This window comes from Odoribacter laneus YIT 12061 (assembly GCF_000243215.1).
GTDB classification, from domain to species: Bacteria; Bacteroidota; Bacteroidia; order Bacteroidales; family Marinifilaceae; genus Culturomica; species Culturomica lanea.
Map to the genome: position 1 here is coordinate 983954 of NZ_JH594596.1, position 23915 is coordinate 1007868.

At 38.3% G+C, this 23915-nt stretch carries 22 protein-coding genes, 2 tRNA genes and 1 pseudogene; 12 read left to right on the top strand and 13 right to left on the bottom strand.

Annotation, left to right across the window (positions count from 1 at the left end; translation table 11 throughout):
• The first annotated feature begins 105 nt into the window (after positions 1-105).
• Positions 106-813 (top strand): M48 family metallopeptidase, encoded by a 708-nt coding sequence (locus HMPREF9449_RS04135; RefSeq protein ID WP_009135974.1) that lies wholly within the window; start codon positions 106-108, stop codon positions 811-813.
• Here HMPREF9449_RS04135 and HMPREF9449_RS04140 read toward each other — a convergent pair.
• Positions 810-1307, bottom strand: a complete 498-nt coding sequence (locus HMPREF9449_RS04140) for a hypothetical protein (RefSeq protein WP_009135975.1) — start codon at positions 1305-1307, stop codon at positions 810-812. The two genes, HMPREF9449_RS04135 and HMPREF9449_RS04140, sit on opposite strands and share 4 nt — an antisense overlap.
• A gap of 181 nt (positions 1308-1488) precedes the next feature.
• Between HMPREF9449_RS04140 and HMPREF9449_RS04145 the strand changes: the two genes are divergently transcribed.
• The 5 genes from HMPREF9449_RS04145 to HMPREF9449_RS04165 all read left to right on the top strand — a co-directional run bounded on the left by HMPREF9449_RS04145 (position 1489) and on the right by HMPREF9449_RS04165 (position 7094).
• Positions 1489-2574: an Mrp/NBP35 family ATP-binding protein gene (locus HMPREF9449_RS04145; RefSeq protein ID WP_009135976.1), complete on the top strand. Its 1086-nt coding sequence runs from the start codon at positions 1489-1491 to the stop codon at positions 2572-2574.
• Positions 2575-2641: 67 nt separating this feature from the next.
• The gene (gene tsaE, locus HMPREF9449_RS04150) at positions 2642-3058 is read left to right on the top strand and encodes a tRNA (adenosine(37)-N6)-threonylcarbamoyltransferase complex ATPase subunit type 1 TsaE (RefSeq protein ID WP_009135977.1); all 417 of its coding nucleotides are present in this window, start codon (positions 2642-2644) and stop codon (positions 3056-3058) included.
• A 41-nt stretch (positions 3059-3099) separates the two neighbouring features.
• A complete protein-coding gene (locus HMPREF9449_RS04155; protein ID WP_009135978.1) occupies positions 3100-4314 on the top strand; it encodes an alanine dehydrogenase in 1215 nt (404 codons plus the stop codon).
• Positions 4315-4491: 177 nt separating this feature from the next.
• Complete coding sequence (locus HMPREF9449_RS04160; protein WP_009135979.1) at positions 4492-5094, top strand: DUF4923 family protein; 603 nt, start codon at positions 4492-4494, stop codon at positions 5092-5094.
• A 359-nt stretch (positions 5095-5453) separates the two neighbouring features.
• On the top strand, positions 5454-7094 hold the full coding sequence (locus HMPREF9449_RS04165; RefSeq protein WP_009135981.1) for a M28 family peptidase: 1641 nt from the start codon (positions 5454-5456) through the stop codon (positions 7092-7094).
• Positions 7095-7270: 176 nt separating this feature from the next.
• Here HMPREF9449_RS04165 and HMPREF9449_RS04170 read toward each other — a convergent pair whose 3' ends face one another.
• The 3 genes from HMPREF9449_RS04170 to HMPREF9449_RS04180 form a co-directional block, all read right to left on the bottom strand.
• Positions 7271-9064 (bottom strand): Ig-like domain-containing protein, encoded by a 1794-nt coding sequence (locus HMPREF9449_RS04170; protein ID WP_009135982.1) that lies wholly within the window; start codon positions 9062-9064, stop codon positions 7271-7273.
• 787 nt (positions 9065-9851) lie between these two features.
• Positions 9852-9956: transfer RNA gene (locus HMPREF9449_RS16555), tRNA-Phe, on the bottom strand.
• 260 nt (positions 9957-10216) lie between these two features.
• Positions 10217-10987 carry a DUF4595 domain-containing protein gene (locus HMPREF9449_RS04180; protein WP_040611206.1) on the bottom strand — a complete coding sequence of 257 codons (771 nt, stop codon included), beginning with the start codon at positions 10985-10987 and terminating at the stop codon, positions 10217-10219.
• 634 nt (positions 10988-11621) lie between these two features.
• On the opposite strand from HMPREF9449_RS04180, the gene HMPREF9449_RS04185 reads away from it, so the two are divergent.
• The gene (locus tag HMPREF9449_RS04185; RefSeq protein ID WP_009135984.1) at positions 11622-12539 is read left to right on the top strand and encodes an IS1595 family transposase; all 918 of its coding nucleotides are present in this window, start codon (positions 11622-11624) and stop codon (positions 12537-12539) included.
• Positions 12532-12681, top strand: a complete 150-nt coding sequence (locus HMPREF9449_RS16560) for a hypothetical protein (protein WP_009135985.1) — start codon at positions 12532-12534, stop codon at positions 12679-12681. Before HMPREF9449_RS04185 ends, HMPREF9449_RS16560 begins: the two co-directional genes overlap by 8 nt.
• Positions 12682-12688: 7 nt before the next feature.
• Here HMPREF9449_RS16560 and HMPREF9449_RS16845 read toward each other — a convergent pair whose 3' ends face one another.
• From HMPREF9449_RS16845 to HMPREF9449_RS04200, 3 genes are all read right to left on the bottom strand, one after another.
• Positions 12689-13252, bottom strand: a complete 564-nt coding sequence (locus HMPREF9449_RS16845; protein ID WP_009135986.1) for a hypothetical protein — start codon at positions 13250-13252, stop codon at positions 12689-12691.
• A 523-nt stretch (positions 13253-13775) separates the two neighbouring features.
• Positions 13776-14063, bottom strand: a complete 288-nt coding sequence (locus HMPREF9449_RS04195; RefSeq protein ID WP_009135988.1) for a hypothetical protein — start codon at positions 14061-14063, stop codon at positions 13776-13778.
• A gap of 176 nt (positions 14064-14239) precedes the next feature.
• Positions 14240-14713 carry a JAB domain-containing protein gene (locus HMPREF9449_RS04200; protein ID WP_009135989.1) on the bottom strand — a complete coding sequence of 158 codons (474 nt, stop codon included), beginning with the start codon at positions 14711-14713 and terminating at the stop codon, positions 14240-14242.
• A 533-nt stretch (positions 14714-15246) separates the two neighbouring features.
• Here HMPREF9449_RS04200 and HMPREF9449_RS04205 point away from each other — a divergent pair.
• The gene (locus HMPREF9449_RS04205) at positions 15247-15456 is read left to right on the top strand and encodes a hypothetical protein (protein ID WP_009135990.1); all 210 of its coding nucleotides are present in this window, start codon (positions 15247-15249) and stop codon (positions 15454-15456) included.
• A gap of 142 nt (positions 15457-15598) precedes the next feature.
• Here HMPREF9449_RS04205 and HMPREF9449_RS04210 read toward each other — a convergent pair whose 3' ends face one another.
• On the bottom strand, positions 15599-17071 hold the full coding sequence (locus HMPREF9449_RS04210; RefSeq protein WP_009135991.1) for a DEAD/DEAH box helicase family protein: 1473 nt from the start codon (positions 17069-17071) through the stop codon (positions 15599-15601).
• A gap of 299 nt (positions 17072-17370) precedes the next feature.
• Between HMPREF9449_RS04210 and HMPREF9449_RS04215 the strand changes: the two genes are divergently transcribed.
• Positions 17371-17979 carry a hypothetical protein gene (locus HMPREF9449_RS04215; protein ID WP_009135992.1) on the top strand — a complete coding sequence of 203 codons (609 nt, stop codon included), beginning with the start codon at positions 17371-17373 and terminating at the stop codon, positions 17977-17979.
• Positions 17980-18040: 61 nt separating this feature from the next.
• Here HMPREF9449_RS04215 and HMPREF9449_RS04220 read toward each other — a convergent pair whose 3' ends face one another.
• The 5 genes and pseudogenes from HMPREF9449_RS04220 to truA form a co-directional block, all read right to left on the bottom strand.
• Entirely contained in the window at positions 18041-18424 is a 384-nt protein-coding gene (locus HMPREF9449_RS04220; RefSeq protein WP_009135993.1) for a hypothetical protein, read from the bottom strand.
• 93 nt (positions 18425-18517) lie between these two features.
• Positions 18518-19721, bottom strand: a pseudogene (locus tag HMPREF9449_RS04225) (phage integrase SAM-like domain-containing protein).
• A 104-nt stretch (positions 19722-19825) separates the two neighbouring features.
• Positions 19826-19898 (bottom strand) — tRNA-Phe (locus HMPREF9449_RS04230).
• A 50-nt stretch (positions 19899-19948) separates the two neighbouring features.
• On the bottom strand, positions 19949-21100 hold the full coding sequence (locus HMPREF9449_RS04235) for a lipoprotein N-acyltransferase Lnb domain-containing protein (RefSeq protein ID WP_009135995.1): 1152 nt from the start codon (positions 21098-21100) through the stop codon (positions 19949-19951).
• A gap of 106 nt (positions 21101-21206) precedes the next feature.
• Complete coding sequence (gene truA, locus HMPREF9449_RS04240) at positions 21207-21956, bottom strand: tRNA pseudouridine(38-40) synthase TruA (protein WP_009135996.1); 750 nt, start codon at positions 21954-21956, stop codon at positions 21207-21209.
• 265 nt (positions 21957-22221) lie between these two features.
• Here truA and HMPREF9449_RS04245 point away from each other — a divergent pair, with 265 nt between their 5' ends.
• Both HMPREF9449_RS04245 and HMPREF9449_RS04250 read left to right on the top strand, forming a co-directional pair.
• Positions 22222-22923 (top strand): YggS family pyridoxal phosphate-dependent enzyme, encoded by a 702-nt coding sequence (locus HMPREF9449_RS04245; RefSeq protein WP_009135998.1) that lies wholly within the window; start codon positions 22222-22224, stop codon positions 22921-22923.
• A 6-nt stretch (positions 22924-22929) separates the two neighbouring features.
• Complete coding sequence (locus HMPREF9449_RS04250; RefSeq protein ID WP_009135999.1) at positions 22930-23910, top strand: dihydroorotate dehydrogenase-like protein; 981 nt, start codon at positions 22930-22932, stop codon at positions 23908-23910.
• Positions 23911-23915 lie beyond the last annotated feature (5 nt).

Sequence of the window (23915 nt, forward strand, 5' to 3'; positions counted from 1 at the left end):
TGAATAAAAATTCGGACTTTTGTTTTCCGAATGTTCGATGTAAATAGTTAAAGAAGCCGGAAAAAATTGTTTTACGGCTTCTTTTCTTTTAGAAAAGGGGGAGATATGGAATTTGTCGATGTGGAAGGAGTTGGGAAAGTTAAAGTAAGGAGAGGAGCTCATATTCGTTTTCTTACAGTCCGGGTAGCCGCTGGAAAAGGAGTGTGGGTGACAGTACCACGTGGTGTCAGTAAACGGCAATTAAGGGATTTTTTAGTAGAGAAGAGGGATTGGATTCTGCAGACGGGAGAGCAGATGAAACAATACGAACGGGAAACCGGATTGGGGATAAAGATCGGGGCTGAGATAAAGACTAAGTTACATGTATTGAAGATTGCAGAATCGGAGGGAGAAAAACCGGCTTACCGGATCGAAGGAAAGTATATTACACTTTGGGTCCCCCGAGGAATAAACCTGTCCGGAGTGGAAGAGATTGTTAAAAAGTTTGTGCTGGAAATATACCGGCTGGAATGCCGTCGGCTTTTGCCGGAGCGTGTCCGTTTATTTGCGGAGAAATATGGTTTTACATATACCCGTCTGTCGTTTCGGAATAATGTATCGAATTGGGGGAGTTGTTCCCAGGACGATCACATCTGCTTAAATATCAAACTGATGAAACTTCCCGATGAATTGATCGATTATGTGATTCTTCACGAGTTATGTCATACTTTAGAAAAGAACCATTCTGCGGCTTTTTGGGCATTGGTCAAAAAAGTTTGTCCGGATTATGCGGCGTACAGAAAGGCCCTTCGTGCTTACAATACCCGTCTTTAGTTTTGTCGTTGCATAAAGTAACTTACGTTAGCAGACAAAATACGGTCGTAAAAAGAGGGATGTAACAGCTGGAGAATAGACATATAGGACTCCGTAGTCAGTGTAAATTGTAGCACCGGATTTTGGAATTCAACGCTGCCTTCCAAGAGTAAAGGCAGTTGATCCGGAGGTGTGATTTTCAGGTAATTTTTGTGATACGAATAGGGTAAAACAGCCGGGCGCTGCCATTCCATGTAATCAATGGTCAGGCGTACACTGTCGTCTTGAAAAGTGACGACGGAGCCTTCCTTGAAAAAAGTGTAGTCTGTCAGTGAATCGCGTAGGGCTGCTTCGTCTTCCCCGGGTCGGGGCCATACGGTAATGGTTTTGTTCTGGATGACCCAACTCCCTTGCAGTTGCTCGTTTTTAGAATCGTTATCGTCGTTTCCGCAAGCAATGAATAGAAGAAGACTGATGAGATAACTGATAAATCGAAAGTTGTTGTAAATACTCATTTCCGGTCGATTTTTTGTTGATAATAGATTACCTAGGAATAATACGGTGAAAAAAATAAGAGGTTATACAAATCCCCTTTTTTACTGAAATAAGTATGTAAAAAATCGTATCTTTGTGTCAGGAAGATATCCTGGACAAAGGGAAATTCGGAGTAAAAAAGAAAAATAAAATTTTAAAAATATGTTACAAAACCAATTAAAACACATACGGGACATTCTGTCGGAAGTAAAGTATCCGGGAACGTCTAAAGATATTGTATCCTTGGATATGGTGCAAGGAATTAAAATCGAAGGAGAAAAAGTGATTTTCCGTTTAGTGTTTCAGAAAGCAAATGATCCTTTTGTATCTGCCGTAAAAAAGAAGTGCGAGGCGGCCATACGGGAAAATACGGAGTTTAAGGACATAGACATGGAAGTTGTTTTCCAGCAGGATTTAGAACGACCTTTGTCTTTGGAAAAAGTTTCCTATATTATTGCTGTTTCTTCGGGAAAAGGAGGAGTCGGCAAATCGACCGTTGCGGCAAATCTGGCTGTTGCCTTGGCTTTGCAAGGTTATAAGGTCGGTTTAGTAGATGCTGATATTTTCGGACCTTCTATACCAAAAATGTTTGGTTGTGAAGAGGCTCAACCTTATATGACGGAAGTGGATGGTAAAGAATATATTGTTCCGGTCGAAAAATATGGGGTAAAATTGCTGTCTATTGGTTTTTTTGTAGATCCGGCTTCTGCAACGGTATGGAGAGGGCCTATGGCTTCCAACGCCTTGAAACAAATGGTGGAACAGGGGTATTGGGAAGAATTGGATTATATGCTGATCGATTTACCTCCCGGCACGAGTGATATCCACCTGACGTTGGTGCAAACTGTGGCGTTGACGGGAGCTATTGTAGTGACGACTCCCCAACAGGTTGCTTTGGCCGATGCCGTCAAAGGGATTAATATGTTTGAGTCTCCCGGTATTCAAGTTCCTGTTTTGGGACTCGTTGAAAATATGTCATGGTTTACTCCTGCCGAATTACCGGAAAATAAGTATTATCTCTTTGGGAAAGAAGGCGGTAAACTACTGGCAGAAGAGAAAGGATTGCGTTTGTTGGGACAAATACCGGTGGTACAGCGTATTTGCGAGGGAGGTGATGCCGGCACACCCGTCGCTTTGGATCCGGATTCTATTACAGGGAAAGCATTTACAGAGCTGGCTGAGCATGTCGTAGAGGCAGTAGAAGCTACTCCGGATCAGGCTCGTCGAGTGAGAGTCCAGAGACATTGAAAAGAAACCCGCGTATGAAAAATCTTTATAAAAGATCGTCTAAAGAATGCTTAAAAAGGAAGGGAATATGAAGTGGACAATAAATAGCCTGGAAGAGCTTCAGGAGGTGGCCCGGAAGTTTTTGGAATATGTGGGGGAGAGGAAAATTTTTGCTCTTTACGGGGCAATGGGTGTGGGGAAAACCACTTTTGTAAAAGCAATAGGGAATTGTGCCGGAGTTACGGATGATATCAGTTCGCCTACTTTTGCGATTGTAAATGAATATCAGACAAAGACGGGAAAAGTCATATACCATTTTGATTTTTATCGTATAAATACCATAGCGGAAGCGATGGATTTTGGGTATGAAGAATATTTTTACGGAGGAGCTCCCTGTTTTATCGAATGGCCTGAAAAAATTGCTGAGTTGTTACCTTCGGATACCGTGGGTTGCTATTTTACAGAATTACCAAACGGAAGCCGGGAACTGGAAGTAAAACTTTAAGGAAAAGGTAGATAAAAACAAGATTTATAAAACGTTCAGCTATGGATAATACCGGTAATAGGGGGCCTTTGGGAAAAGAGTGGTTATTCTGTCAGGAAAAGCATATCTTTTTGAGTAAAAAACAGAAAAAGTTGGTACTCGGTATTCCCTATGAACTGGATAAAAATGAAAATCGAGTGTGTTTGACTCCGGAGTCTGTGCAGATACTTGTCTCTATGGGGCATACCGTCTTATTACAAAGGGGAGCGGGGATGAATGCCAATTATTCGGATACAGAATATTGTGATTCCGGAGCTTTTATTGTAGAAACAGCCACAGAAGTTTATACAGCCGATATCGTTTTAAAAGCAACTTCTGTTTCCTTACCGGAAGCGCGGTTGATGCATGATAAGCAGATTATTCTTTCTCCGTTAAAATTATTTGATCTGCGGAAAGAAGCTGTTATGGAGATGATGCAGAAAAAGGTAACAGCTTTGGGGTTTGATTTTATAAAGGATGAAGATGGTTTTTATCCGGTGATGCGGATTATGAGTGAGATTGCCGGAAATTGCGCCATTATGATTGCCAGTGAATATTTGGGGAATTCCCGGGGAGGTAAAGGTGTCATATTGGGAGGGATAAGTGGGATTACTCCGACAGAGGTGGTTATTCTGGGGGCAGGGACTTTGGGGGAATACGCGGCTCGTACGGCTTTGGGACTGGGAGCAACAGTGAAAGTGTTTGATCATTCTGTAAACCGGTTACGGCAACTGACGACGAAGTTAGGACAACGAATTTATACTTCTGTCTTTCACAAACCCGTATTGGAGCGGGCTCTGTCAACAACCGATGTGTTGGTCGGTGCCATGCGGTGTTTTGGAAATGAGGAAGATATAGTGGTCAGCGAAGAGCAGGTGAAATTAATGAAAAGAGGATCCGTTATCGTCGATTTGTCAATCGATCAGGGAGGATGTATCGGTACTTCCGGTCCAACGACTCACGAACATCCCACTTATGCTTATGAAGGCGTCATCCATTATTGTGTTCCCAATGTACTTTCAAGAGTAGCCCGGACAGCTTCCATCGCTTTTAGCAATGTTTTTTTACCTTTACTACAGGAAGTAGCTTGGGCCGGAGGTTTTCCGAATGCTATCCGGAACAATGCGGGATTGAGAAATGGTGTTTATATTTATAACGGGATTCTCACTAAAGAAGCGATTGCAGATAAATTCGGCTTGCTTTCCAGAGATATAAACTTATTGATCGCCGCTTTGTAAAAACCGAACTTGCCTCTCCTTTCCGATTATCGTCGTTGGGTGAGTTACTTGTTCGCTTTAGAATGCTGCCTCTGTCAATATCGTTTATCTTATGCTGGAATTACACATTAGGGACGTGCCCTTTTGTGTAATTTTAAATAAGCTTGTACTTTTGTATGTTTTAATAAATATTATGTTATGAAAAATTTTTGTATAAAAAGCGTCGTCTTTCTGTCTTTCGTTTTGATAAATAGTGGAATACTTTGTGCTCAATCTTTAGAAGATTTGTTGAAATCTGAGACAGCAAAAAAAATGTTGAATACAGTAAAAGAAAAAACGGGAGTTAAAAGTATAGAGGGAACCTGGCAATATGAAGGGGCTGCGTGTCAGTTTAAAAGTGATGATTTGCTCCAAAAAGCCGGAGGGATAGCTATGGCAGAAGGAATGAAAACAAAATTAGAAGCGGCTTATGCTAAAGCTGGAATTGTATCTGGAAACTTATCGTATACTTTTTCTGCCGATTCAACGTTTACCAGTCAGTTTGGTCAAAAAACTTTTAAGGGTACTTATTCTTATAATGCTTCGACAGGAATTTTAACGCTTAATTATTATTCACTTTTCCGTATGGAAGCTAGTGTGGTAAAAACATTAAAGGGTATTTCTATATTGTTTGATGCCGATCGGTTGTTGAAATTTGTTACCCTGTTGTCTGGTATTTCCAAGAGCTCTACTTTAGCTGCCGTGGGTAAAGTTGCAGCACAATATGATGGAATGAGATTGGGATTTGAATTAAAACAATAACGTAACTTTGTCCGATAGTAAATTCGCCAGGCAATTCCTGTAAAGAAATTATTTTTACAGGGATTGCCTGAATTTTTAGATTATTAGGCGGTTTGCCTGTTATTTTTAATTTGTGTTTAAACTCTATTATAGAATATGAGGGGAAAAAGTAGCTATGGAATTAAAAAAGAAAATCAGGTTTATGTTGTATGATTCGGTTCCTTATGAACTTTATTTGAATATTCGGGGAAAAGGGAAAAAATTACACACTAGGGCACGTCCCTAATGTGTAAAAGTTGTATATTTACAGATAATGGGAATGCCTGGTGAATAAATTACACATTAGGGCACGTCCCTAGTGTGTAAAAAGGGAGGTTATTATGAAAAGATATATGTATGGTTTAGGAATAATGGTGGGGATGTTGGGATGTGTGGTATCTAGGTCTTCAGAGGAAATAGAATTAGCGAAACGGACTGTTACAATTGAGAAATTGAGACAGCATACAGAAATACTAGCGGATGATTCCTGTCAGGGGAGGAAACCTTTTTCAGAAGGGGCGCAAAGGGCTGTGAATTACATAGCGGGGCAAATGAAAGAAATCGGATTGAAGCCTTTTCGGGGAAATTCTTATTTACAGGAAGTTCCTTTGGTATTGTCGGTCACTGAAGTCTCGCCGGAGATGTGTCTAAGAACTCCAAAACAAAATAGGATTTTACGCAGATCTGATGATTTTATCGCTTTTACCGCAAGGATAGAACCATCCATTGAGATAGAAGAGGCTGAATTGGTATTTGCAGGTTATGGTATTGTCGCTCCCGAATATGGAAAGAACGATTATGCAGGTATTGAAAATCCCCAAAATAAAATAGCTGTAGTTTTAATTAATGATCCGGGATTGGGGAAAGGGGATGATTCTTATTTTAAAGGGGATGTAATGACTTATTACGGTCGTTGGACGTATAAATTTGAAGAGGGAGCCAGACAGGGATTGAAGGGGGTTTTGATTATTCATGAATCTTATGGAGCCGGTTATCCTTGGAGTGTACCTCAAAATTCTGCAAAAGCGAAGTTGTATATCGATGAAGATCAGCAAAATTATACCTGTGCTTTAACCGGTTGGTTACAGGCTGACGTGGCTGGAACTTTACTGGAAGATTGCGGGTTGGAGTTGGAAAAGTTGAAAGAGGCCGCAAAATTGCCGGAATTCCACCCTTTCTCCTTAAAGTCTTTTGTTTCTGTCTCTCTGAAAAATAAATTTGTAAAACAGACAAGTCCCAATGTGATCGGATACATTGAAGGTTCCGGAAAAACTGACGAGAGCATTGTTTACCTGGCCCATTGGGATCATTTGGGATACGGTACTCCGATTGATGGAGATTCGATCATCAACGGGGCTACGGATAATGCTACGGCTGTAGCTTGGTTACTTGAAACGGCCCGCTGTTTTCATGCCTTAAAGGAAAAACCTCGCCGGAATGTTATTTTTCTTTCTCCGACCTGTGAAGAAACAGGGTTCTGGGGTACGAAATATTATGTTGATCACCCGCTTTTTCCTATAACAAAAATAGCTGCTGTTATCAATCTGGACGTCATTCCTTTATGGGGAGAAAATAAGGATGTGACCATAACAGGATATGGACATTCCACTTTGGACGAAAGTGTAGCTGAATTAGCTTCTGCTTACGATCGCTACGTCCTGCCAGATCCGGACGCCCATAACGGTATGTTTTACCGTTCCGATCATTTCCCTTTTGTACAGAAAGGGATTCCTGCGATGTTTGCGAAAGGATGGAATGACAATCGTAGACATGGAAAGGAATGGGCAAAGGAAAAAATCAAGCACTATTGGATAGAAATTTACCATAAGCCTACGGATCAGACGCATCCGGAAACGGACGATTACGGTGGATTAATGCAAGAAGTAAAATTATTTTTCGATTTGGGTTATCTCTGGGCCAATACGGAAGATTATCCCCAATGGAAACCAGAATCTGAATTTGCCCGTATTTTGGAGCGATAAACAGGGATTTTTTGTCAAGAGGTAAAATGTTTATTTCTAGTGAGTAATCTTTCAATCTTTTATGGGAAAAAATAATCGTTCCACTGATGTATCTGGATTTACGGACATTTTTTATAAAAAAAGGATGACCAAAATCCTTACATTCTGGTCATCCTTCCCTATAAATTTACCTGTGTCTATTCGGCTGCAGGCATAAATATCACTTTTCCGAGCTGTGAGTTATCTACTTGGTGGAAAATCACCTGTTCGATATTTTGCTCATTTTGAACGGCTACGTTCCAAGTATTTCCTTGTGCATAGACCGTCATAGGCGAGTTATTGTAAAGGTCGTATAGTACGCCGTTATTGCCATTGTCACGGAAAATGTTGCCGCCAGGGTTATAATCGTTTCCTTGGGTAAGATTTCCTAAGTTTAGCGAAGGTCCTGTGCCTCCACTGACATTACCGATATTAGTAATACCCCACAGATGGCCTGTAATGGTGTTTCCACTCATATATATTTTTTGACCTCCTCCGGTATTATATATACTGACACCGCTACCCCCGTTCATCGGGTTCGAATCCCATTTGTTATTTTCCAGGATATTGTTGATGATGCGAATATCCATTACGCCGTTGGTCGTAATTCCGTATCGGCAGTCGCTCACCTTGTTTCCTTCAATGAGTACTTTGTTTGAACCTGCGATACTGAGCATATTGTTTACTGCGATCCCTCCATTTGTTGTGATTTCTCCCGGACCGATCACCGTATTGCCTATGATTTCCACCTTGTCATCACCTGCTACTGTCACATTAATCTGCGGCCTGTTGCGGGCATTATTAGAATTCTTATAGATGTAGTTATTTTTAAATAACAAGGGAGTTGTCATATTGGCTCCACCCATAATAGCCGGATAACCGTTTTCAAGGAAATCACATTCAGAAACGGTCATTAATCCGCTACCCCCCAGATTGATTGCTGCGTAGGAGTCGGTGATTCCTTTGAACGTACATTTTTCGATGGTCAAAGGAATAGAACCGAAGAAGCGGATCGGACATGCTGTAAAAGTTACATTGCGAATTTCTCCGCCGCCGACTTCCCCTGTAAAATAGAGCGGTGCAGGCACGGAATTATTGTCGTAAGGGAGAATCTCTGCTGAGTTTTCAGGAGTAAAATCCACCTTACCAAGTATTTTAATTTGGATGTCATGGCAGATTCGGATTTTTTCTCCATCCTCTATCGATAACGTATCTTCTTCGGCAATTATAAAATTAGCCGTAACTGTATAACCGCCTTCAACGGCTTGCACCCCGGAAGATTCCAGTTTACTTAGATCGGCAAAAGTATACTTGCGTCCTTCTCCGTCGGTCGTAAAGACGTCGGTAACTTCGAGTTCACATTCTGCTTTTAGGTTTCCCGACTGAGCTGTCACGACGGCTGTTCCGATTACGTGTGCTGTAGCCACTCCTTTGTCGTCCACTGACAGGACGGCAGGATCGGAGGAATTCCATATAACTTTTTCGGGAAGAATGGCACCTGCTGGTTCTGCTTCAACGCTTAAAGACATGATTTGTTCTATGGTGAGGCGTTTTTGAGGAGCTACAATCCGGATGGACTGTGCCTCTACAGGAGTTGCTTTTTGAATAATGCGTAAAGAAGCGATTGCTGTACCGGCGGAAATCGTTGCTTTCACTTCCCGGTCTACACTACTCTCTGTTTGCAAAAGCTTGACGGTAATCACGGCAGCTCCCGCCGGACCGCTTTCGGGCGTAATCTCTACCCAGTCGTTTTCATCCAAAGAAACCGACCACAAAGTTGTAGTAGAAAAGGAGACATCCCGACTCGTCGCGTCATCAGGCGTGAATATAATTTCAGAAACATCACCGGACAGGATAATCTGATCCGGAATCTTTTCGTCGTCACTACAGCCTGTAATAAGAGCTAGCAAAGACCACATAAATACTGAAAATCGAAGCAGTTTTGTCTTCATAAATCTAAAATTTAAGTAAATAAATAAAAGTCCACCTCTTTTAATATAAATCACCTTTTTTATTTATTTTAAATCAATAAATTAGAGAAAAATTTGATTACATAAATCTTAAAAATTTATATTTTTAAAAGAAGTTTGACGTTTTTCAACAATAAGGTTTTGGACAAAAATAATGATTTACTTTTTATTATGGGGCTTATTCCGAGAAAATATACATCTAAGGTAAATAAAGTTAATTTTACCTCGAAAGAAGGTACCAAGTAAAATTTCTCGTTGGTGAAAGTGTGAAGAAAATATAGTTCCTTAAAACAGGTATAATTTTTCATCTTTAAAAAATCTTCTTTTCTTGGTTCGAAGAAAGTTTTTGTTTCAAAAATTTATTTCTCCCCTCTTTTCATTAGTCCTTCTAAGCCTTTGTACATAATAGGTAAAATAATTGAAGGTTTCCATAGAGTACCCTTTTAACCGGATATATTTTTGATTATACTCTTAGAAAACAGCATTCGTATCCCAAATTTTTAGCGGTATTTCAATCTACTTGTTTCTTTCTCAATTTCCCCCAAGGGGACGGACCTTTTTGGCGAAAAACAGGAATCATTCTTCCACCTCCTCCTTCTGCTGGTTTTTGGAGAGTAAAATACGGTGAAAATTACACGTTAGGGCACGTCCCTAATGTGTAAAAAGAGGAGTTTGCCTGATTGGAGAAGAAGATAGGGAAGCCAATTCAGGGATTGAGAGAATAGGGAAAGAAAAAAGGATGACTGCAACAATCATCCTTCTTGCTTTGTGGTATCACCTGGAATCGAACCAGGGACACAAGGATTTTCAGTCCTTTGCTCTCTTCGGCTGTCGAAAGCTTCGCTTTCTCCTGCCCCAACTGAGCTATGCCACCTTTTGCAGTTATCTTCTTTTGTTCCAGTTTACCTCATGGTTTAACTTGTCAAATAAATGAGAGTATGTTAATACTATTGTTATTTCTCTCTGTTGTCTTGTTGTTTGTTGCGTAAAAATATACTTTATTTCCTAATTTATCAAATGGGATATTTTCATTTTTGGGTATATAAGTAATCAATTTTTCATTTTGTCTCACAAAAAAAAGAGCCGACAAACATATATTTGCCAACTCTTATATATTGCAAAAAGGGTTAGTGCTTATTTGTATTCAATTGTAGCTGTTACTTCTAATGTTTCAGTTTTGTCTATTGCTTTCATTACAGTGACATATCCGTCTTTGTCAAATTCATATTCATAATTGTAATATTGTGAACTTAATATTAAATTCTTATTTTTTGTACCAAAATAGCCAAAGCTGAAAAGTGAGTTGCAGAGTGTTGAACAGTCATAGAAATTTAACCCTGCTGTCTTGTTTTCATTGTTGTTATATGAGTAAGTATAAACACGATTTTCATAAAAATCACTACCTTCTTCTTTAGTTATATTGCCATCTTCCCAAGTAATCTTGAAATCTTCATAATTACTCTTTATGTTTATAAGTTGATTGTTCGTATTGTAAGTATAAGTTGTTATTTCATCGTTTTCTCCTTTGTATTTTTCGTTTGAATAAACACTAAGACCATCCGAATTAAGCAGATAGGTACTTTCATTGGTATAAGGTTTATTGTCACAACGGTCTATGCCTTCTGTATAACAAATAATTTTCTCATCAGTATAAGTGTAAGTACTTGTATAATACTCTTCCTTTTCTATATCACCTGTTTCTTGTATTATTCTTCCTTGTTTATCATAACTAAAGGTATATACTTCTTTCCAAGTATCACCTTTTTCCTCTTTATGAGTATATACTATTTTGCTGACTAACTTTTCTCCGTTAGCTCCTCTAACATTATCGTTTTCATCATCTTTTGAACATGACACAAACACCATAGCGACACAAGTCACTAATAACATAAAAATCTTTTTCATAGTAATAAATTATTTAGCACCTATGTTCCCTGTTCGGTAAGTTGTTATAAATAAAGAAAGCGTGGGAACTTAGTTTATTCACTTTGAGGTACGACCAAGCACCCACAGGAAAATAAACAGCCACCCACGCTTAACCTTATATATCACAAATGTGCATATACGGCAAGCATGAACGTTTGTACTGCTTATCCTTTCCTGTTAAAATTTGGTCGTTTTCAAAGTGAGGATAAAGCTAAACGCTTCTATTTTAGGTAATTATATACGAATTAACCTTGCTAAATAATACCGCTCCTAACAATTAGTTTTGGGCGGTATTTTATTTTTGTTAATAACTTTTCCGCTTTTTTGCGATGAATTTTCATACAAACCTGTTATAAGGTAGAAAACGTGGTTATGCTATGAACGACTACTTTGATACCTCATAATGTACATACTTGAATTCAAGTACAGCTATTTCGACTATTCCCCTCAACACGGATGGTCGGTGGTAGCTGTATATCGCAAGATATTTAAGTAACATCTGTTCATAGCATAACCACGTTTTTATCTATACCTGCTATACACAGATAACTGTTTTCCCAAGCAAATTTTCTTGCCAGAGTTATATATAGCAAGAACTATAAACTTTGGTAAGATGAACTTGCAATCTTTTAGCTCATTATTCGATTTACTACAAGCATTCCCAACGGAACAATCTTGTATCGAACACTACGAAAAACTACGTTGGTCGAATGGAGTTGTCTCTCCCTATGACCCTTCGTCTAAAGTCTATAACTATGGTAATGGAAAGTATCGTTGTAAGAACACTGGATTGAACTTTAATGTCAAGACAGGTACGTTATTCCAAGATAGTAAAGTTCCACTGCAAAAGTGGTTTGTAGCAATATGGTTAGATGCTTCCCATAAGAAAGGTATTTCATCTTGTCAGTTATCTCGTGATATTGGCGTTACTCAGAAAACTGCGTGGTTCATGCTACAACGTATTCGTGAATGCTTCTTTTGCGAGAATAATCATCAGTTAGAAGGAGACGTTGAATTGGATGAAACTTTCGTTGGCGGTAAAAATCATAATCGTCATGCTAACAAAAAAGTAAAGAAATGCCAAGGTAGGAGCTTCAAAGATAAAACTCCAGTCATGGGTATGCTCGAAAGAGGTGGAAAAGTAGTATGCCGTGTCGTAAAGAATACCTCAAAGAAAAGCCTTACCGCTCCGATACTCCGAACTATCAAACGTACCGCCACGTTATTTACTGATGAATGGTGCGGTTATGATACAGTTGGTAAAATATATACCCGATATATCGTTGACCATAGTCACGGACAATACGTTGACGGAGATGCTACCACTAATAGTATAGAAGGCTTCTGGTCTATATTGAAACGTGGTATTATTGGTATCTATCATAAGACAAGCCGTAAGCATTTACACAGATACGTTAATGAATTTGTATTCCGTTACAACACTCGCAAAGTTAGTGATAGTATGAGATTTAATTTGTTACTTTGCAATACGGAATATCGTATAACTTATAAGCAATTGACAAATGGCTAAAAAGAAACAAAATCAAGAAGAAGTCATGAAGATTTTAAGTGGAATCCGTCCAAAACAAAAGGAACAAACTTCTGTTCCTCTCGATGAGTTATTGCTGAAAACGATAAACGTTAAGCCACGCAAAACGAGAAAGAAGAAATAACAGCCTTCTAAAATTCGATTTTGGGAGCTTTTTCTTCCGTGGTTTTCTTTATCTTCTTAACCCAGCACTGCTTTTTGTCACTCCAATAAATACCGTTCTTTTTAAGAATAGCGTCAAAAGCTCTTTGTGATTCCTCATCTTCAAGTCCTGCACTATTCCAATCAGTATCGTTATCCCAGCCAGTGCTGGAATTGAAATAATCATTCAAATCAACTTTCCTCTCCGTATAGCTTTCTGCCCGTGGCGTAGGCATAGGTGCTACCACTTCTTCAATTTGATAACTCTTTCGGAGTTCTCTTTTTTCTACTGTACGATTGTAGAAGAATAGGGCAAATAATACAAGCGGTATAAGCACGATAGTCCATAAGACCTTGACGAGTGTATCACTTTCTCCTTTTTCTTTCTCTAAATGCTTGGAACATGCTAATACAATCAGTCCTACGATACCCCAGAATATAGATAGGAAGAACCAGTTTACAGAATTGCGTCCTTTTCGGGATGCTAATACAGCGGTGGCGATGGAAATGCCCAGTCCACACAAAATACAGAATAAACCTACAAAAAGTTCCATAATGGCGAATTTTTAACGAGTAACTCTGTAGGCAACCGATGAGAGTATATTTTTACCAATGTTACTAATAACAGAAGTGGGCTGCCATCCATGCATACTCGTTAGGTATCGCCAAACACCTGTATATACGCACAGATAGGCAGCCCACCATATATGAGCTGTCCTCTGCGCCTTGTATATACCTCTTTGATAATTTGGCGATTTCAACGAGTATAAGGCACTTCCTTTTATTTCCAAAACTTTGTCCCGAAGGACGTTGCAAAGATAATCAAAAATAAGAAAAGGGAACTATCCGTGAGGACGTTCCCTTCATATTTCCATAAATTCTTCTTATCTTTGCGATGCAATTCGCTCTCCCCAGAATGAATATGCAATCGTAAATCAAATTGGTATGTTCAACTCTTAAAAACAAAAGAATTATGGAAATGGAAATTCTTGTTGATTCTTATTGGGATGGTTACCATTTTGTAGGCAAATACATCAAAATACGAATCGGCTATGTTACCTACTTATAACTGGCTAATCATTTATCAATAGTCCTATAATCGGGATTAACCTTGATTTTACTCCGTATCTTAATATCTTCAAATAGTTTACGAATACAGAGAACGCCTAAACTATCACCAAGTTTAGGGAAATTCTTTGTGAACCTTTCTTTCAGAAGATGAAGACGCAAAGAGTGCTTTTCTTCGTCCTTATAATCAAATTGCTCCTCAAATAAAATCTGATTATTACGTTCTCCCTTTACAATGATAGTGGCTTCCTTGCCTCCGTTATCCTGTACTTCAATTGAAATTATTGTTCTGTTCATATCTACAAAGTTTATAGTTTATGAGATAGAAAACTTTGTAGGGTTAATTCGTATATAATTACCCTATTTTAAATATGTTTTGTCATTCCGTTTGTACCGAACGACACCACAAATATAGCAAATAAAAGCATCGCACAAACGTATTGTGGGTGGCTGTGTTGCAAAAGTAAACAATCTTATAGTTTTCCTTCATCAGAGTAACTGTAATAACTTTTTCTTTCCGGCGAAACTATAATGTGGTCCATTAGTTTAATATCGAATAGTGCTAATGCCTTTTTAATCTTTTCGGTTGTCATATCATCGTAAGTGCTTGGCGTTAATATTCCTGCTGGGTGGTTATGACTAATAATAGCCTGTGTTGCATTAGCCAATAAACAAGCCTGTGCGACCTGTTTAATATCTACTATTGCGCTTTCTGTTCCACCCTCACTCATATTAACTACTCCTAAAACCTTATTGGCATTATTCAATAACATGACCTTAAAACTTTCCTTATACTCAATAGTTGAAAGGTCATAACAAAATAAAGTTAATAAGTAGTTGCAGTCTTTTGAGGAGTTGATTTTGTATCTTTCCGAAACCTTAACTTTAGGCTCATAAGTAAGTTTCACTTCGCTCACTTTTAATGAATCCAGTAATGTAATTTCCATTGCTCAAAAATTAGTATTTAATTAGTATAATAATTTCAAAATAAAATTCATATTATCATGCCGTCCAAGTTGGCAAGTGTAAGCCTGTTGTGTAAATCACTCTATTAGTAATCAATAGTTGGATATTTCAAACTAATCGAAAATAGGCAAATTGTGTGCTGTCATTCCTGTGTCACTGTCAGCAATATATTTTAATGAGAGGAAGCCGAAGCTCCCCCTCACCGCATTACTGCTTATTTTTTCAAAATAAACAGTTCTGCTCCCCTATATCATGTAAATCAAATGATTTTTCTAAGATTTTCGGGAGGGGTTTAAATGGTCTCGCAAGTATAGGGAGTAACACATACACGTATTTTATATCCGGCATAGTTCGGAAACTCTCTAAGGTATAAATGAGCGTTATTTTCTAATGGTTATAATGTTTTGATTGTGTGCCCTGTTCATTCTTTTGCTGTAAATGGTCTTAGTATCTTTGTATCATAATTATGTAAAGATTATAGTTTTTCAAATTCCACTTTCAAAATCATTGCGCAATGAAACACACCAATAATGAAGTAAGCACTTCGGGTTGGTATGGAATGGAACACCACAAAGAAATTCACACAATCGACTTTTATCGGTTTATCAATATGGAAACACTTTGTAGGCTTCATCCCGAATTATTCAATCCCGATGTTTGGTTGTCCGACAATCCACTGAAAATAACCAGACCTAAAAAAGCCAAGTTAGTAAAGCGTAAGTAATCAGTAAATAGTCAGTATCCTTAAATCATACCGGATGCTGACTTTTGTTGTTTCTTCTTTTTATTATTGTTAAATCAAAATAAAGTTTCTATTTTTGAAACGCGAAACATATTCTAAATAGACCGAGCATTACTGTCTTATCTTAACGGATTATATCCGTTATTCTGATATACGGTTCTGTTCCTCCTTTAGTGGGGCGGCTTGCCGTCCTGCTGCTTCGGTCTATTTGGAGTGTTTCGCAACGGGGAGGGCGGAATCGTATTGTAAAGTAAATCGTTTCACTTTCTCCAACTGTCAGCCCTCTGTTTATATATTCTTTCTGTAAACTGTCACAAGTCAGATATATCTCATGTGTTATTTTAAAGTTCCTCATATCCAACTTAAATAAATTCCTGTCAAGCTGTAATAAATCATCTTCATAACTAAGATATTTAATATCCAATCCTTTTTGCATTAGTCCTTTAATCACAATTTGTCGGCTTGCCTTTGTCATGGTGTTAACCTCCGTAACAAGTTGTTCACTCCGTTGTAACTCATTTTCCGAGCTTGTTTTAAACTCCTCATAAGTAAGCGTAGTAGTGTACCGTGTTTCATTAAATATATGTGTTATCTCTCCTCCGTATTGGCTGTCTCTTATTCTTCCTGCAATCTGTATAAACAAGGTCGAAATATCCACCAAAGTATGCGATTTGTATTTATCACTCACAATGTAAGTTCTGCCGTCTTCATCGTAAATGTCGCATCCCTCAAAAGCGGTTGCTGTATAAAAGTTAATCTTCTTGACTGTTGTTGTCGTGTCCTCAATCGGATAGTCATTTCCTAACTTTGCTTGATTAGTCTTTTTTCCTCTGCCTTGTTTGCTATCATCGGCACAAATAACTCTGACCTGTTCCGGTGGTAGTTTTAATTGATGTATAATCGAAGCCGGAGAATCGACACTATTATAAAAGAAATGCAAGTTTCCTAATAATCTGCCCTCTAAAGCATCAGTAATCAGTTTGCAAACAACTCTATTTGGATTGTTAGTACAGTTCTGTATCACTTTAACCTCTCTAACATTTTGCCACTTAATTCTCGTAATCGGTAAGTCCTTTAGTTCATCCAGCATAAACTCCCTGTCTATCGGTGTAGCAGTCATAAAACAGACCCATTTAAACTGCTTGCTTATTTTCAATAATCCTTTAATTGCAGGATTCCTAAAAGCATAATGATTAAACAAAACGTGTTCTTCATCGACAAGTAAAAGAGTATTATCATACGGTCGTTTCCCGTATTTCTCCAATAGTCTCACAACTCGTCCGACACTATCATAAGTAACCATTATCTTAACTGTTGTATGAGAAAGTATATAACTAATAATCTCTGCATCTGTAACTCCACCGTAAACCCCTAACACGTGTTTATGCTGTGCGACCTTATTCCTAACCAAGTTCCTATAAAGCACTGCTATAATTGTAGGGTATTTATTATTAATTGCTAAATCTGTTCCTCCGCAATTCGGTTTCCCTTTGTCAAGTAATCCGTACGGGTGTCTTTCTATAACTGCATCTAAGTAATTTGCATTTTCATCTGCTTGTAAAGTTGTTTCATTTTGTTTGTAGTCTATGTTCACCATAGTAAAACGTAGTAATAGTATTATAAATTGAATAATCTTGTTACCGGATATTTTGATACTTCTTTCTTTATAAGTGATTTTCTCATTTCCGAATCAACAAATCCGGCTCATCTTGAAATTGAAACCGGATAAAATGAACTGTCTTTTTATATAAGAGAAAACCCCATTTCCCGATTAAGAAATCCGGCTCACATACCGGACAAAATGAAAAGTAGTTTCTTATAAGGAAAAAATGAAAAACTTTTGGTATGACACCTAAATAGGTGTGTTTTAGTATAAATCTTAAAAAATTAAGCACAATGAAAAATTATTCTATTTTATCACAAGACACTAAGGAGATTGCAAATTCTATTAACGTAGAGGATATTGTAACTGACTTTCTTGAAAAAGAAAGAAGAAGAGCAATTCGAGGTACTTTTTCATCGGGAAAAAAGAAAGACCCTTTCTATCTTCTAAATGAGAAGTACAGAGTATTGCTTTCTAAACAAGTTAGTCAATCTCTTGAAGTTAAAAAGGCGGTCTTTGAGCAAGCGTTGAAAGCTGTAAAAGGCATCAGCCGAGATGGTTATTTGAGCGCACTGCGTGATATAACGTTTAATCGACTGTTAGCCAATTTCAAGTTTATGCGTGATTGCTTGGAGTTGAAATTGAATCCATTTAATGCTGCTCTGAACATTGCTATGGCAGGAGCGAAACAAGTGGATAAGGTTTTGACTTTAGGTATCGAAGTTGTGTATGGGAGCGATGTAGATTCATTGAAAGACGCAATCTTTTCGGAAAAAGAATTGGCACATGCCAAATTTTCTTCTGTTTCAAATGTCGTTTCTAATAAGCAATTAACTGAAGCTCAAAGATTGATTTCTGCTATGGAACAAGTTCTCAACCTTGTGGAAACAGAGCAGAAATAATGTTTTAAAAGGATAGTTTTATTTGTTTGCAAACCTCAATTTTAATATGCTTACTATATAGTTATTTTTTCAGATATAAGATAGGTAGAGCCTTATTAGTCAATTTCAAATCTTTTCGTATAGCTTTTAATAATTCTGTCAAGTATTTATCATGTAAATCAGAATGCTTGCCAACGCCTTCGTTTTCGTAAGCTAACAATTTTATAATCACATTCTCCTTAGCTATAAGAAGTAATTTATCTCTTGCAAACACATAATTTTTCATAGTATTTTTATCAGTATTATTTGCCGCAAGATTGTGAAGGGCTTCGATATAGGCTATATAATGTTCTTCTTTTAATTTTCTTGTTTGTAGAATAATTGTATTTCTGTTAGCTAAAATCGCACCTAAAATTGATACGATGACAGCAACTAATGCCCCTATGATTGATATATATAATTCCATTTAGCATATTTTTAATATGCTTCAAAGTAATAAATAATTTCCTATATATAAAAATTCCCCTCACTTCCATTGTAGAGCAAGGGAAATATAATTTTAGAGTAAATTGCTCATAGCTTCATCAACTTGCGTATTTTCAAAACTGTCAAGGTAAATTTGTGTCACTTTCTCGCTGCTGTGTCCCATAGCTTCACAGATAATTGAAGTATTAACGCCCGAACGTTTTAGGACTGTGGCGAATGAATGACGGGCAACATAAGTAGTCAAGTCGATAGGTAAGTTTAATTCTTCGCCTATGTCCTTTAGATGATTATTGACTTTCGTAATGACCTTGTGTATTCGATTTCTTTGCTGTTGTTCCGTTTTATGGAACGTAGAAAGAATCGGGAATATATGGTCTTTCTTTTGTCCGGTATTTTTCGATTAATTCAATCGCTTTCGGTTGCAAGGGCAAATTTATTAGCTTATGTGTCTTAGTTCGGGTATATATTAATCGGTTGTCGATAATGTGCGCATGAGTAATATATGCCATATCGACAAAGTTAATACCGCCCATGAAATAGGAAAAGGTAAACAAATCGACTGCAAGTTCGGTGTAAAAGCTTTTGTTCGTGTAGTCGTAATTTATGACCGCTGTAACATTGTCCTTTGTCATGGCTCGCTTTGCTGTAACCGAATGTAGTTTGGAAACTTTATAGGATTTAAACGGATAGTAGTCCGGTTTGACTATCTTTTGTTCCAGTGCTATATTGTAAATGGCTCTTAAGGTGCGGAGCCGGATCCCGATCGTGTTTTCCGCAAATCCAGTACTGCGTAGCCATTGCTCGTATTTCTTTAGCCATGTAACGTCAATATCCGAAAAGTATATGTTTAAATGCTTGTTATACTTTATCAGCGAATTATAAACTTGCAGAATGGATAGGGCATAGCCTGTGCGCTTGGCAGTTTTGAAGCGTTCGATTTGTTCGGTAAACAGTTCGCCAACGGTTTTGGGTTTAGTCGGGTTGGTTAGTTTCTCGACTAATGTAGTAGCAGTAAACTCCTTGTTTTCGGCTTTAAACTCGATTAGTTGCTCTTGATACTGTTTCGTTTTTTCGGTGATAAGGCGTAAAATAGCATCCCGATTCGGACAACTCCGCTTAGGCTGATTCTTGGTAAAATCCCAAAATTGCGGATGAACGGACACGCCAATACTATTGTATTTTTTCTTGCCGTCTTTTGAAATTCGGAGCATTAACGGGTGTTCTCCGTTTGAAAGTGTCTTTGATGTGTAGTAAACGATTGAAATACAGGCGTTCATAGTTAAATTCCGGTTTAACTCTCGGTTTAACTTGACCGTTGAAAACGCATGAAAAACGCATAAAAAAGAAAAGCAGTTACTTTCGTAACTGCTTTATTTTGAGGTGGTATCACCTGGAATCGAACCAGGGACACAAGGATTTTCAGTCCTTTGCTCTACCGACTGAGCTATGACACCTTAAACAGGTTACAAATGTAAGGTATTTTACCGAAAAGGCCAAAATGATTTTATACTTTTCTTTTCCGAAGTAAAACACTCAGGTAAATGAAGAGGCAGAGGATCGGTAAGGTAGCGAGCGGGACAGCCGGTTGTAAAAAGAACCAGGAGGGGACACCTATTATTAACAAAATCTGATAAAGAACGAGATATTTGCGAATGAGGCCGGGTAGTTTTTTCTTTAAAAAGAAAAAAGCGGCAATGAAATTGAGCGGGTTTGCCCAGATTAAATTATAATTCGGGGCGGTCATCGGATGTAAGGTGAAATATCCTAAAAATAGCAATAACATACCAATTAATCCCGAAGTTAAAAAAAGAGGAATGGCGATTATTTTTACTGTTTTTCTGGAAGTAAATTTTTGTAAAATCAATACGATCAATACGCTACAAATGGAAAATACGAAAAAGGGAGAAAAATACCAGGGATTGAACACAGGGGTATCCGAGGCTTTGAAAACGGTAACGGCCGGTTGGGCCAGGGGTTGCCCCTGATCAGTAGCCGAAGCTAAGCCTTGCATAAGATAGTCCGGTAAAAACAGGGTCTCCTGAGGAGTGGCCACCCGGGAACCCGATTGACCCAGTATCGTATGAATTCCCCATTTTACCCAGGGCATACGGCAAAGGTATTCGTCTAACAAATTCCAGAAACTTTTATCTGTTTCCCGGATATGCCATTCTATAGGGGATTTTATACTTTCGCTGATCATGTCCCGCACCCGGGTTGAACAATTGTCAAATAAAAAATTGTAAAGATAGGTCCGATTTTCCGGTAGCTGGTTTTTCAACAGATTGTCGAAAAGTTGTTGTTTGGTTAAGGAATCGAGCTGCAAAGTTTGAGACCAGACACTCCGGTCATCTAAAATATAAAAAGAGATGAAATTTTCATACGAAGTGACGCTCAATTGATAGAGAAGGAGTCCCTTAGCATATTTCAGATAGAAATGAGGAGTTCGAAAATCGAAGGTGCCGTAATTGAATACCGCATCTATTTTCTGGTAGGGGTCGGAGACCCGGATAGCTGTATGTCCGAAGAGGGAATATAATTCTGTTCCAGGCGCGCAAGTTAGGATACTGATTTCAGCCTGGGGAGAGAGTGTAATGGCTGAGCTTGGAAGACTTATCCACAAAGTCAGGTATAAAATAAAACAACGGAGGATATTCATATAGATGTTGTTTTCAATTTTTAGTTAAAAATATGTCGTCTATTCTTCATTCTGACCTCCCGGATGTTTATACTTAAAACCTTATTTTCTGGCTTTTCGGAGGTTTCTATATTTTAATTTCTTTGGGATATTTTATGTCCCATAAAAAGAGAGCTTTTCCTGGAACAGAATTACCGGCTCGGCAACGGTCCTTGGACTCGATGATATTTTTTAATTCTGCTATTGAAATTTTTCCTTGCCCGATCTCCAGCATCGTTCCCACAATAGCCCGTACCATATTGCGTAAAAATCGATCGGCTTGTATCGTAAATACCAACTGTTCTCCGGTGTCCGTCCACTCTGCTTTCAGAATTTTACAATTATTCGTCTTCGTATCCGTATGTAGTTTTGAAAAACTTGTGAAATCAGTATATTCGAATAAAATACGGCAAGCTTCGTTCATTTTTTGCAGGTCCGGTAAAGGATAAGTTCGGATAGCATATTCTTCTGTAAAAGGATTTTTGAATTTATTGATAAAATATTTATATGTCCGGGATAAGGCTGAAAAGCGGGCGTGGGCTTCCGGCTGAACCGGATAAATAGAATATATCGCTATGCTTTTGTCTGTCAGACGATTCATTTTATAAATCGTCTGGCTGATATCCTGTAGAGACGTGGGTACGTCAAAATGAGCGACAAAAAATGCAGCGTGTACACCTGTATCCGTACGGCCTGCTCCGGTGAGACTGATCTCCTGACGTAAAAGGGTAGAAAACGCCCGGTTCAGTTCCTGTTGCACAGAGGGAGCATTTGGTTGTATTTGCCAGCCGTTATAAGGGGTACCGTTATATGCTAATTCCGTAAAATACCTGGGCATAAATAAAAAATTACGCTTCAAAGATAGTAAGAAAAAACAATAATTAATGAAGGAAGAAATACGGATTCTTATAAATTGTCAGCATAGTTTTCAGATACAGTTGTTTAAAGTGATTTGTTTTCCCGGTTTCCGGAAAGATGAATTCCCAAAAGATAAATATTTCTTCGTTAAAAAATTAACTTCGGAATTCTGTTAGAAAAAATGTATATAATTTAATATATTTGTATGCAGGATTGTAAAGTCTGAAGAACAAGAATTGGTAAAAATGAGTATTACAGAAAATATAGAGAAGATTGCGAATACCTTACCTGCACAGGTGTGTTTAATAGCTGTGTCTAAAACAAAACCGATAGAAGATATTGAAGAGGCTTATCGGTGGGGACAACGGGCCTTTGGGGAAAACAAAGTTCAGGAATTGATCCGGAAGCAGGAAGTGTTGCCGGAGGATATCGAATGGCACCTGATCGGGCATCTACAAACCAATAAAGTGAAAGAGGTCGTTCCGGTTGTCACGCTGATTCATGCGGTGGACAGCCTGAAGTTACTTTCTGTTATAAACCGAGAAGCCCATAAAATAGGACGGGTAGTAGACTGTTTACTGCAGTTGCACATTGCGGAGGAGAGCACAAAGTTTGGATTGAGTGAGGCTGAAACGGTTGAACTATTAGAAAGTGAAGCCTATCGGGAAATGCAAAATATAAGAGTTATCGGTGTAATGGGAATGGCTACCCACACGGAAGAGGAAGGGCAGGTCCGGAACGAGTTTCGCAGGCTTCGGGAAATATACGAAAAACTGAAAAGAACTTATTTTCCAACAGAGATTTCCTTCCGGGAAATATCGATGGGGATGTCCGGAGACTATTTGATAGCGGTGGAAGAAGGAAGCACAATGGTCCGGATCGGAAGTTCTATTTTCGGAGAAAGAGATTATAATAAACCAGAAGAAACTAATAACCAAAAGAAATAAGAAAATATGACTGATTTAAAAATAAAATTTGCTGGATTAGAATTAAAGAGTCCGATAATTGCCGGAAGTTGCGGATTGACGGCGGATATCAATAAGTTAAAAGAGATAGAGCGTTTCGGTGCGGGGGCTGTTATCCTGAAATCTGTATTTGAAGAACAAATTCTGATGGAGACGGAGCGGGTGATGGGGGATGGAAATTATCCGGAGGAAGGGGATTATATCCGGAACTATATTCGCGGGCACGCTCTGGGGCAGTATATCGAATTGGTGAAAGCTGCCAAATCTAATTTAAGCATTCCTGTTATTGCCAGTATTAATTGTCTGAAAAACGGTGAGTGGGTAGATTTTGCTCATCAATTAGAGATGGCTGGGGCGGATGCCATAGAATTGAATGCTTTTATTTTGCCCTTGGATGAATTTAAGGAAAGCGAAGAAATTGAGAATATGTATTATGACATTATAAAGCATGTCAAATCGCGGATTCGTATACCGGTAATTATGAAGATCAGTCATTATTTTACCAATCTCACCACATTTGTAGACAAATTAAAAGCTTATGGAGCGGATGCTGTAACGATATTCAACCGTTTTTATGAACCGGATATCGATATTGAACGGATGACAGTAGGGGTGGCCTCCGTATTCAGTATGCCGACGGATTTACGTACCACTTTGAGGTGGACAGGTATTTTGGCCGGAAAGGATCCTCAATTACAGCTGTCTGCTTCTACCGGAGTACATAGTGGGGAAGCTGTTGTAAAATTGTTGTTGGCGGGTGCAACGACAGTGCAATTATGTTCTGTCCTGTATGAGAGTGGATTGTCTGTCATTCAGACCATGAATCATTTCCTTTCTTCCTGGATGGATAGTAAATCTTTTAAAACTGTGGAAGATTTCAGAGGAAAATTGTCGTATGCAAACATAGACAATGCGGCTCGTTATGAAAGAGCACAGTTTATGAAATATTTCAGTGACCGGAAAGATTGATCAAG